The sequence below is a fragment of the Limnothrix sp. FACHB-406 genome (assembly GCF_014698235.1).
In the GTDB taxonomy this organism is placed as follows: Bacteria; Cyanobacteriota; Cyanobacteriia; order CACIAM-69d; family CACIAM-69d; genus CACIAM-69d.
In genome coordinates this window covers 19,048-29,004 of sequence record NZ_JACJSP010000026.1, presented here as the reverse complement: position 1 = coordinate 29,004, position 9,957 = coordinate 19,048, and the positions used below count along the sequence as shown (strand labels likewise).

The 9,957-nt window shown below is 56.1% G+C and carries 10 protein-coding genes and 1 pseudogene; 9 read left to right on the top strand and 2 right to left on the bottom strand.

Translation table 11 applies throughout. The features are described from left to right. Positions 1 to 330: 330 nt before the first annotated feature. The 4 genes from H6G53_RS17620 to H6G53_RS17605 all read left to right on the top strand — a co-directional run bounded on the left by H6G53_RS17620 (position 331) and on the right by H6G53_RS17605 (position 3,950). The gene (locus H6G53_RS17620) at positions 331 to 1,281 is read left to right on the top strand and encodes a lipid kinase (protein ID WP_190535239.1); all 951 of its coding nucleotides are present in this window, start codon (positions 331 to 333) and stop codon (positions 1,279 to 1,281) included. Between the two features lie 27 nt (positions 1,282 to 1,308). Next, positions 1,309 to 1,965 carry an HAD-IA family hydrolase gene (locus tag H6G53_RS17615; protein ID WP_190535235.1) on the top strand — a complete coding sequence of 219 codons (657 nt, stop codon included), beginning with the start codon at positions 1,309 to 1,311 and terminating at the stop codon, positions 1,963 to 1,965. Between the two features lie 68 nt (positions 1,966 to 2,033). After that, a complete protein-coding gene (thrB, locus tag H6G53_RS17610; protein WP_099534880.1) occupies positions 2,034 to 2,948 on the top strand; it encodes a homoserine kinase in 915 nt (304 codons plus the stop codon). A 63-nt stretch (positions 2,949 to 3,011) separates the two neighbouring features. Beyond that, positions 3,012 to 3,950 carry a ribokinase gene (locus H6G53_RS17605; RefSeq protein WP_099534879.1) on the top strand — a complete coding sequence of 313 codons (939 nt, stop codon included), beginning with the start codon at positions 3,012 to 3,014 and terminating at the stop codon, positions 3,948 to 3,950. Positions 3,951 to 4,226: 276 nt separating this feature from the next. Here the strand turns inward: H6G53_RS17605 and H6G53_RS18860 are convergent. Beyond that, positions 4,227 to 4,598, bottom strand: a pseudogene (locus tag H6G53_RS18860) (Fur family transcriptional regulator); the annotation flags it as partial. Between the two features lie 257 nt (positions 4,599 to 4,855). Here H6G53_RS18860 and purS point away from each other — a divergent pair. The 3 genes from purS to H6G53_RS17585 all read left to right on the top strand — a co-directional run bounded on the left by purS (position 4,856) and on the right by H6G53_RS17585 (position 6,911). Then, positions 4,856 to 5,110, top strand: a complete 255-nt coding sequence (purS, locus tag H6G53_RS19045; RefSeq protein WP_099534877.1) for a phosphoribosylformylglycinamidine synthase subunit PurS — start codon at positions 4,856 to 4,858, stop codon at positions 5,108 to 5,110. 24 nt (positions 5,111 to 5,134) lie between these two features. Beyond that, positions 5,135 to 6,010, top strand: a complete 876-nt coding sequence (locus H6G53_RS17590; RefSeq protein WP_190535229.1) for a 4-hydroxybenzoate solanesyltransferase — start codon at positions 5,135 to 5,137, stop codon at positions 6,008 to 6,010. A gap of 337 nt (positions 6,011 to 6,347) precedes the next feature. After that, the gene (locus H6G53_RS17585; RefSeq protein ID WP_190535226.1) at positions 6,348 to 6,911 is read left to right on the top strand and encodes a hypothetical protein; all 564 of its coding nucleotides are present in this window, start codon (positions 6,348 to 6,350) and stop codon (positions 6,909 to 6,911) included. Positions 6,912 to 6,923: 12 nt separating this feature from the next. On the opposite strand, the gene crtD is transcribed toward H6G53_RS17585, so the two are convergent. Next, the gene (gene crtD / locus H6G53_RS17580) at positions 6,924 to 8,477 is read right to left on the bottom strand and encodes a C-3',4' desaturase CrtD (RefSeq protein ID WP_190535223.1); all 1,554 of its coding nucleotides are present in this window, start codon (positions 8,475 to 8,477) and stop codon (positions 6,924 to 6,926) included. A 210-nt stretch (positions 8,478 to 8,687) separates the two neighbouring features. On the opposite strand from crtD, the gene H6G53_RS17575 reads away from it, so the two are divergent. Both H6G53_RS17575 and H6G53_RS17570 read left to right on the top strand, forming a co-directional pair. Beyond that, complete coding sequence (locus tag H6G53_RS17575; protein ID WP_190535220.1) at positions 8,688 to 9,311, top strand: hypothetical protein; 624 nt, start codon at positions 8,688 to 8,690, stop codon at positions 9,309 to 9,311. Between the two features lie 8 nt (positions 9,312 to 9,319). Next, positions 9,320 to 9,898, top strand: a complete 579-nt coding sequence (locus H6G53_RS17570) for a Uma2 family endonuclease (protein WP_199309307.1) — start codon at positions 9,320 to 9,322, stop codon at positions 9,896 to 9,898. Positions 9,899 to 9,957 lie beyond the last annotated feature (59 nt).

The following is a 9,957-nucleotide window of genomic DNA, read 5'->3' as shown; positions in this document are numbered from 1 at the left end:
GCTACTAGATAAATTGCGATATTTGCAAGTTGTACTCGGTCGCTATGGCTCAATCAGTCATTGGAGCTATGATTTACTGCCAGAAACTCTTGTTGCCTAGAATATGAAGTTTTGTGTTTAGATTCAACACTTCTGGGTTCCATGGAGTTGCTGGGCGCGATCGCGCAAGGGATGTGAATCGATCGATTCTCCAGTTTTAGCCTAGGAGTTTAGCGGCCCTTGCTTCACAAAAAATGCCCCATCGCGATCGCCCTGTCCAAACAGTGGGGACGGCAATGGCACAATAGAAACCGTTAGAAACCGTTTTCCTTTTTAGATCGCGGGTGCATTATGGACTCCGTTGCTCCTCAGCGGGCCTTGCTGCTAGTGAATTCCAAATCGCGCCGAGGGCGGCAACTGCTCGGCCGGGCGATCGCCATTTTGGATGAAATGGGGTTCGAGCTAATTTTTCGCAGCACCAAGCGATCGAGCGATTTTCGCGATCTGATTCGGCAATATGCCAGCCGGATCGATTGTGTGATTATTGGCGGTGGTGACGGAACCCTGAATGCGGCCCTGCCAGCCTTGATCGAAACCCGGTTGCCCCTCGGCATTTTGCCCCTGGGAACCGCCAACGACCTGGCACGCACGTTGGCAATTCCGGCGGACTTGAAACAGGCCTGCGCGGTGGTGGCCCAAGGGGTAACCAAGGCGATCGATGTGGGGCAAGTGAACGATCGCTATTTTTTCAATGTGGCCAGCCTGGGGTTAAGTGTCAGCATCACTCGCCAATTGAGCGGTGAAATCAAAAAGCGATGGGGTGTGTTTGCCTACGCGATCACTGCAATCCAAGCCCTTTGGAAATCGCGTCCTTTTACCGCAAAAATTGAAGTGAATGGTGAACTGCTGACAGTCAAAACGGTGCAAATTGCGGTGGGTAACGGTCGCTATTATGGTGGTGGCTTAAGCGTGGCTTGGGATGCTTCCATTGATGATCAACGGCTCGATTTATACAGTCTGGAAATTGCCCATTGGTGGCAAATGTTGCCGCTTTTGCCTGCAATGCACGCCGGTCGCCTCAATGATTGCGTGAATGTACGGACGATCGAGGCCACATCCCTAAAAATCATCACCAGTCGCCCCAAGTCCATCAACACCGATGGGGAGCTATCGACCACCACGCCCGCTGAATTTCGAGTGCTGCCGGCCCAACTGAAGGTTTTTGTGCCAGCGGCGCGATCGAGCAGTATTCAATCGAGCAGCGCCCAATCAAATAATCCCCAATCAAACAACTTAGACTGAGAATTCATTCAAGATGTCGTGCAGCTCATGAATCAAAAAAACTATCCTCAAGTGATTTTTCTCGATGCCGTAGGCACGCTATTTGGCGTGGCGGAAAGTGTGGGTCAGCAATATGCTCAAATGGCAAATCAACTCTTTGGGTTGCAACTCGATGATCAAGCCTTAAATCAAGCCTTTTATGATTGCTTTAAGGCGGCGGATCCTTGTGTTTTTCCAGGGGTTGATCGCGATCAATTACCCCATCTGGAATATCAATGGTGGGAAAGTCTGGCAGAACAAACGTTTACGCAAGCGGGATTATTTTCCGAAATTCCGGATTTCGCGGCCTATTTCGCAGCGCTTTACGATCGCTTTGCCACGGCGGCCCCTTGGTATGTGTATCCGGAAGTGCATGACACCTTAGCCAAGTGGCAGCGGTTGGGCATTGAGCTGGGAATTCTCTCCAATTTTGATACGCGGCTTTATCGCGTGTTGGATGCGTTGGATTTGACGCGCTATTTCAAGAGTTTCACCCTCTCGACGGAGGTGGGAGCCGCCAAGCCCGATCGCGCCGTGTTTGTTGCGGCCCTGGCCCAGCATGGCTGTGAACCGGCGGCCGCTTGGCACATTGGCGACAGCTTGGAGGATGACTACCAAGGGGCCACAGCGGCGGGGCTGCGGGCCCTGTGGCTAAACCGGCTGTAAAGTGTAGTGGCTCTGGGCGCGATCGACCGCAGCCGCGATCGCCGCCCGCCGATTGCCATTCTTTAGCCATGACCTCCTTGAACGCCGTTACCGTCACCGTTCCTGCCACCACCGCCAACTTGGGCCCCGGCTTCGACTGTTTGGGGGCTTCGTTGGCGTTGTACAACGAATTTCGCTTCACCCGAATTGAGTCGGGCTTAGAAATTATTCCCACCGGCACGGAGGCGGATCGCGTCTCGCGGGATGAAACCAACCTGGTTTATCGCTCCTACGCCAAGGTGTTTGAACTGGCGCAGGAAACGCCTTACCCGGTGCGGATTGAGATTGGCTTGGGTGTGCCCTTGGCCCGGGGATTGGGCAGCTCGGCCACGGCGATCGCGGCGGGCATTGCCGGAGCAAACTATTTGTTAGGGGGGGCGCTGTCGCCGGCCCAGGTGTTGGCCCTGGCGATCGAAACGGAAGGCCATCCCGATAACATCGTGCCGGCCCTGTTGGGGGGCTGTCGTTTGGCGGCCGATCGCGAAGGGATTTGGACCCAATGCGAAGTGCCTTGGCATTCCTCAATTCAACCGGTGATCGCAGTTCCCAACTTTGAGCTATCCACCGAAGCGGCTCGCAGCGTGTTGCCCCCCAGCTATTCCCGGGCCGATGCCATTTTCAATGCGGCTCACTTAGGTCTCTTGTTGCGGGGCATCAACGAAGGGCGCGGCGATTGGCTAACCACTGCCATGCAGGATCGGATTCACCAACCCTATCGCATGACCCTAATTCCCGGCTTTGAGGCGGTACGGCAGGCGGCGATCGAGGCGGGAGCCTATGAGTTGGTGATTAGCGGAGCGGGCCCAACCCTGCTGGCCTTGGCCCACCGAGACAAGGCGGCGGCCGTGGGTGAAGCCATGCAAGCGGCTTGGACGGCAACGGGCATTGGAGCTGTGGCGGGGCCGGTGGAGTTGGATGTGTATGGAACCCGAGTCCAGCCGTAAACTGGCCCCAAATCTGGGGAATTCGCCCACGGGAGTTCCCTATTATCGATCGGGGGGCAGACTATGGCACAGGTTTGGGTTTTGGGCAGCATTAATGCCGATCGCACGGTGGCGGTGGCCAAGTTGCCACAACCGGGAGAAACGGTCTTGGCTGGGGCGATCGGGGAGGCCAGCGGCGGCAAAGGGGCGAATCAGGCCGTTGCGGCGGCCAAGTTGGGAGCGGCCACGGCTCTGATTGGCCGCGTGGGTGAAGACGCGATCGGGGAAATCCTGTTGCAAGATCTGCAAACCAGCGGCGTTGATGTCAGCCGGGTGGCGATCGATTCCTTGGCTCCCACGGGCCAGGCCTGGATTGCAGTGGATGGCCTGGGCCAAAACCAAATCATCGTGCTGCCCGGGGCTAACCAGGCGGTGGGCGGTGCTGAGGTTGATCGCCTCCAGCGCTCCTTGGGCAGTGCGCCGCGCCCGATCGCCCTGTTATTGCAACTGGAAGTACCCTTGGCGGCCGTGGTGGCTGCGGCCCAAGCGGGTCAAGCGGCCGGGGCGATCGTTCTTTTGGATCCGGCCCCGGCTCCCGAGCACCTCCCCCCGGAACTTTGGGCCGCGATCGATTGGATCACTCCCAACGCCACGGAAGCGGCCCAACTGGTGGGCTTCCCGGTGCAAACCCCCGAGGATGCGGCCCGCGCGGCTACCAGGCTCCAGGAGTTGGGAGCCAAGGGGGCCATTGTGACCCTGGGCGAGCAAGGGGCTTGGGTGGCTGGGCCGACGGATTGTTTTTGGCAACCGGCCTTCCCAGTCAGGGCGATCGACTCTGTGGCGGCGGGTGATGGGTTTAATGGAGCGCTGGCGGCGGCCTTGGTGGCGGGACAACCCCTCTCGGTGGCCGTGCGGCGAGCAGCGGCGGCGGGCGCACTCACAACCACCCGATCGGGGGCCCAATCTGCCCTACCCAACGCTGGAGAGCTGACGGCTTTTCTGGCCCAAAACGCATCGAATTAATATCGAACTAATTCCGACTGTGCCCAAAAGTAAAAGCCCTTTTTCGGGATCCGCTCAGCCTCCCGCTGAGCCGGCCCCCAGATCGAAGCGATCGCCCAAAGAACTGAGTTGCACCGAGCTAGATGAGTCTGCCAAGGAAGTGGGATGGCAGGCACAATCCACCTTAGGCAAGTTTGGTTCTGGGTGACTTTCTGGGTGATTCTCTTGGTGATTGGTGCGATCGCCATTGGCCGAATCGCCATGACCCCGATCGCCCGTTCCCTCATCCCGCGCACTACAGCGATCGCACAGGCCGTAAAACTCCAACGTGTGATAAAACACCCGAAACCGGTGCTCCATGCTCAATCGCTGGGTCAAATCCTGCACGGGACATTCATGAATCGGTTGTGATCGCCCACATTGGATACAGTTCAAGTGGTGGCGATCTTTCTTGATAAAACTGTAGAGCGATTCACCGCTGGCCAGCATTCGCACCTGCACCGCCCCGTTCAGCTTCAGGGTTTCCAGGGCCCGATAAACCGTGGCCAGCCCCATGCCTTGCCCCACGTCGCGCAGTTTGATGTAGAGCGCTTGGGCAGAAATTTCGCCTTCAATGGTTTGCAGCACCTGCAAAACACGCTCTTGGTTTCGGGTCAGGGGTCGTTTCATGGCGATCTCAGACCCCGAAGAATGCTGGCTCGATCGGGGTGGTTCTTTTCCTATTCAATCAGGTTTTTCAGCCGGTTCCTGGCGGAATCTGGCTCCCGAGGGAACTCCCGCAGCCTGGCTGCGGGAACCGGCCCCCCTCGCTTTAAGATAGTGTCTTGATCGTTGGATTGCCGTGGTTGCTCAATCCCAACCCAAAAGTTAGCATCACCCTTGGTTCCCCCAACTCGATCGTCGCCATCCCAGAGGTTTCTAGCCCCGTGAGTACCCAGCAATATCGCGCCAAAATCCACGTTACCCTGCGTCCCTCTGTGCTCGATCCGGCCGGTGTGGCGGTGCAGTCCGGCCTGAAGCAGTTGGGCTATGAAGGGGTGGATTCTGTCCGCATTGGCAAATACATTGAGCTGACCGTGGCGGCGACGGATCCAGAAGCGGCCCGCAGCCAAGTGGATGAAATGTGCGATCGCCTGTTGGCCAACCCCACCATCGAAAACTACTCGATCGAAATTGCCTAAACGCACCCATCCCCACATTCACCCATGGGCAACCTTCAGCAAACAGGGCGGGCGATCGTGCGGTTGCTGCGCTGGGACAAACCGGCGGGGCGGCTGATTCTGCTGATTCCGGCCCTGTGGGCCCTGGTGTTGGCCAGTGACGGCCGGCCCCATCCCCTGTTGGTGCTGCTGGTGGTGGTGGGCACAATCACCACCAGTGCCGCCGGTTGCGTGGTGAATGACCTGTGGGATCGCAACATTGACCCCAAGGTAGAACGCACCAAACAACGGCCCCTGGCCGCCCGATCACTCTCGGTGAAAGTGGGCGTGGGGGTGATGCTGGTGGCGGCCCTTTGTGCGGCCGGGCTGTTGCCCTTTTTGAATGGCTTGAGCGTGCTGCTTTCTGTGGCGGCTGTGCCGGTGATTGCGCTCTATCCTGCGGCCAAGCGGGTGTTTCCAGTTCCGCAATTGGTGCTGGCGATCGCCTGGGGGTTTGCGGTGCTGATTCCTTGGAGCGCGGCGATCGACCCGCCCAGTTTGGACTTGCCGGCCTGGTTGCTGTGGGGCGCGGTGGTGCTCTGGACGCTGGGCTTTGATACGGTTTATGCCCTGGCCGATCGGGAGGACGATCGCCGGTTGGGCATCCACTCCAGCGCCCTCTTCTTTGGCGATTTGGCTCCCCAGGCGATCGGGGCGTTCTATGCGGGTACGGCGCTGCTGTTGGCCTACACGGCTTTGGCCCTGGAGCTAAACATTGGTTTTTGGCTCACCCTATTCGGGGCGATCGGTCTTTGGGTTCAGCAATATCTGCGCCTGAGCGATCGGCAACTGTCCCGCGCGGCCTACGGCAAAATGTTTGCGGAAAACGTGACGATCGGGTTTGTGCTCCTGGCCGGAATGCTGGTCGGCTGCTGGTTTTAGCGCCCATTTCTATATAGCCCGCACCAACTATTTTAGTAGAAAGTAAAGATCTGGCAGACCGGGTGAATGTTGATATTGCACCCATTGCTAAGCTCAGAAATCCGCTTTTACGTCGCCCCGCAAGCACTCTTGGCTTAGTGTTTAGTAGAACAGGATTTACTGATCCATCTCGACATTTATCATATTTTTCATTACCTCAAACTATTCTGTTGTGGAGTGGAGTGGAGATCCAGTATGCACTGGAACGAGAGTCGATCTGTGAGCTGCTAGTCCTGAAGTATCGCGTGTGTGTGGAAGACGGTTTACCTGCCTACGATATTCGGGAGAGGGATATTCCATGAAAACCTATATTGTTTGCGAAGGACGAACTGAGGTTCAATTACTGAAGAAAGTACTACCATTAGAATCAATCAAAAATGTTGAGATTGTAGAAGGCGGTGGGCTATATGCTCTTAAGTCTCTAGCTCTTTCTTTAATTGTGCGCCGCCAGTCTCCTGTAGCGGTCGTGGTTGATTCAGATTCGGTAGTACCTAAGCAAATTCAGCAACGAGTGGAAGAGATTGGAGATCTCCTCAAAAGTCTTGCTGTCAACACACCTGTTAAGGTTATTACATCAATTCCAACTTTTGAAGCCATCTTTTTCCATGATGTTTCTATGTTGACGCGCTTGCTAGGTTATATAGCTACACCAGATTCACTGAATCAGTCGATTTATCAGCCTGGGCAAGTCTTGGCTCAGTTGTTTTCTCAATCCAAAGATATAAAGAATATTGCTCAGTTGATCGATAATTTGACTGAGCAAGATATTACAATTTTGCGTGAATCCAGAGTGATTCAAGAGCTAATGGAGTTTCTTCAATCGGTTCAGGTCACTGACGAAGTTTTGGAGCGATCGCCCTAGCTAGAATCTGCATCAAAACCCGGCGGCGGTCATTTGGCGGACGGTGGTGAGGGCGGAATAGCTCGTACCCGCTGTGCCTTCGCCCGGGTGGGTGGAGTCGCCCACCAGCCAGAGGCCCGGAACCGGCGTGCGATTGCCGATCGCGAAGGGGCCAAAGGTGGAAACGCGCATTCCCAAACCGCCCACATAACCAAATTTGCGGCCCGTGAAGTCTTCAAAGGTGCGGGGGGTGGCGGCTTCGCAATGGACGATCGCCCCCGGATCGAGCTGGAAATAGCGCCCGAGTTTGCCGATTGCCTCTTCCGTGTAGCGGGTTTTGAGGGCTTCGTACTCGGAGCGATCGCGGCAACGATACCAGGGCTGCGGATCGACAAAGGAGGACGCGGTGATCGTTGCCATGCCGGCCGGGGCGCGTCCATCGCCATCCCGGCTGACGGACACAAACAGCGAATTGTTTTCGCCCACGGGGCCGTCCCAGTCGTAGAGAAATTGCAGGTGGGGCGGGCAGTCGGCGGGTAGGGCCGCGCGATCGACTCCCAAATAGACCACGAATGCGCCCGAGGGTTCCGGCAGTTTTTCGGCGCGCGATCGATAGAAGTCCGTGGCCAGGCGATCGAACCAGGGGCGATCGCTCGGCCAGTCCACCATCTCAATTAAGTTCTGAATCGGCACATTGGCCACCACCGCCGCCGCCGGTTCCACCCAGGTCTCATCGGTTTTCAGGTTCCGCACCATCACGCCCGTGGTTTCGCCGTTTTCGGTGATGATCCGCTCGACCCGATGGCGCATTTGGAGCTGGCCACCGTCCCGGATTAACGATTCCAACAGGCGATCGCTCAACACCTGCATACTGCCCTCCAGGTGGTACAGCCCAAAGGGTTCCTGGGACAGCCCCAGCGCCGTCGCCGCATAAAGCAGCGCCGTTTCGTCCGCCCCCACCTGGGAATAGAGCTTCAGTTGCATATCCAAAAAGGTTTTCAAGCGGCGATCGCCCGCCAAGCCCAGCCGCTGCAACAGGTCGCCCACCGTCGAAAAGGCATGGGGAGCCGTCAGCAAAGTGCTGGGTTTCACCGCCTTCAGCAGTTGCACCACATCCCAAGCATTGCCCGGCGGCAGCACCGGATCGCCCGCCTGAAACTCCCAGCTATAGCGAAACAAATCTGCTAGCAGCCGCCAAAAAGGTTCGCTACCGGGAAATTGCCGAGATCGTTCCGCCCGCCAGCGATCGGGGTCGCGCCACACGGAAATTGGCTCCGTTTCCCCCGGCAAAAACACCGCACAAGCCGGATCGCAGGGCTGGGCGGCCGGCAACTCGATGCCCAATTCACCAAAAATCCGGTGATGGATGCCGCCCGGCTCCAGCCCCGCCACCTGGGTCGCGCCCACCTCAAAGGTGAAGCCCCGCCGCCGAAAGGTAGACGCACAGCCCCCCGGCACGATCGCCAGGTCAAACACCTTGACCGATCGCCCCCGCCGCGCCAGCAGGGCCGCCGTAGTTAGGCCGCCAATTCCCGCCCCAATCACCACGATCGGGCGGTTTGCAGCGGTTGCGGTGGATTGGGTCATAGGACAGGGCGATCGGGGATGAGTCGCAGGATTTGTAAACTTTTGTAAATTATCACTCATCTCCGGGCCGATCGTCAGGGAATGCCATAATCGGGACAACCCAGGGCTAGCCTCAGTCACCGTATCGTGGCTTGGGTGGGGCAGAATTTTTCCAGTGCGCCCCAATTTGCCAACTCTCCAGCAAAATTGCGGACAGCCAGCCTCCCAAAAATGGCCTACAGCAAGTTTTCTCTTAAAACCGTCAAGGAAACATTTGGCATCACATTAATTGAAGATCAATCGCTCTTTGATCTTGGCCAAATTCCATCCGTGACCATTAGTCCTTATTTAGAACTGACCCTAGCCGAAGGGACTTCCATGGCCCTCGCAATTAATACAGAGAAGTCCCGATCGGAATGGATTATTGCACCCATTTTGACGGAAGTTCGCAAGCAGGTTCATGCCCAAATTAGCCTGTTTTCGGGACGGAGTTTCACAGTCGATCGCAAGCGGGGGTTATATGGTCAGTGTGACTACCTATTGAGCCTAAGTCCTGAGCAGCTCTATATTGCAGCACCCGCGATCGCCGTTGTGGAAGCGAAAAAAGAAGACATCGTAGCGGGCTTGGGTCAATGCATTGCCACCATGTACGCCGCTTGGTTGTTTAATGAGCGAGAGAATCGCCCTTTACCTTGGATTTATGGAGCCGTGACAACGGGCACAACTTGGAAATTTTTGAAGCTGCGCGATCGCACGGTCTATATCGATCGAGATGAATATTACTTTAAAGAAATCCAAACAATCTTAGGAATCTTCCAAGTGATTTTGAAAACTATCGACCATCCAGAGGAGTAAATACCATCATGCTAGCGGTTGAACAGCGCTACTCATTAGCCGACTACCGATCGCTTGAGGAACGATCGGAACAACGCCACGAATATGCCAATGGATTGATTTGGGAAATGCCGGGCGGATCGATTCATCACAGCCGGATTGCGACGGAGATTTGCAATCTGTTAATTAGCCAACTGGATCAAACCCAATTTGAGGTTTTTAACAGTGATCTACGGCTCTGGATTCCTACCTATCAACGGGGAACCTATCCCGATGTGATGGTGATTGCTGGGCCGCCGCAACGGCATGACGATCGGGATGATGAGGTGCTGAATCCTTGTTTCTTGGTTGAGGTTCTGTCGCCTTCTACGGAACTATTCGATCGCGATGACAAGTTTCGATTTTATCGATCGATTCCTGAGTTTGCGGAATATCTGTTGGTGCGGCAAGACGAACCCTTCATCACCCATTTTTGGAAGTTGGATGACTCAAACTGGCAATTTTGCGACTATTGCGATCGAACCCAAGCGATCGCCCTCAAAACCTTGCCCGCCACCCTGCCGATCGCCCAAATTTATCGCCGCGTCGTGTTTCGCGAATCCAAATAACCCCAAATAACCAATCCCCACAGACCAATCCATATAATGGTCGAGACCTGCGCTCTAGT

Excerpts from the sequence above, each read along its gene's own strand:
- H6G53_RS17590 (WP_190535229.1), top strand. The coding sequence starts at position 5,135 with ATGGGCAACCTTCAGCAAACAGGGCGGGCGATCGTGCGGTTGCTGCGC.
- crtD (WP_190535223.1), bottom strand. The coding sequence starts at position 8,477 with ATGACCCAATCCACCGCAACCGCTGCAAACCGCCCGATCGTGGTGATT.
- H6G53_RS17585 (WP_190535226.1), top strand. The coding sequence starts at position 6,348 with ATGAAAACCTATATTGTTTGCGAAGGACGAACTGAGGTTCAATTACTG.
- H6G53_RS17570 (WP_199309307.1), top strand. The coding sequence starts at position 9,320 with ATGCTAGCGGTTGAACAGCGCTACTCATTAGCCGACTACCGATCGCTT.
- H6G53_RS17615 (WP_190535235.1), top strand. The coding sequence starts at position 1,309 with ATGAATCAAAAAAACTATCCTCAAGTGATTTTTCTCGATGCCGTAGGC.
- H6G53_RS17575 (WP_190535220.1), top strand. The coding sequence starts at position 8,688 with ATGGCCTACAGCAAGTTTTCTCTTAAAACCGTCAAGGAAACATTTGGC.
- H6G53_RS17605 (WP_099534879.1), top strand. The coding sequence starts at position 3,012 with ATGGCACAGGTTTGGGTTTTGGGCAGCATTAATGCCGATCGCACGGTG.
- thrB (WP_099534880.1), top strand. The coding sequence starts at position 2,034 with ATGACCTCCTTGAACGCCGTTACCGTCACCGTTCCTGCCACCACCGCC.
- H6G53_RS17620 (WP_190535239.1), top strand. The coding sequence starts at position 331 with ATGGACTCCGTTGCTCCTCAGCGGGCCTTGCTGCTAGTGAATTCCAAA.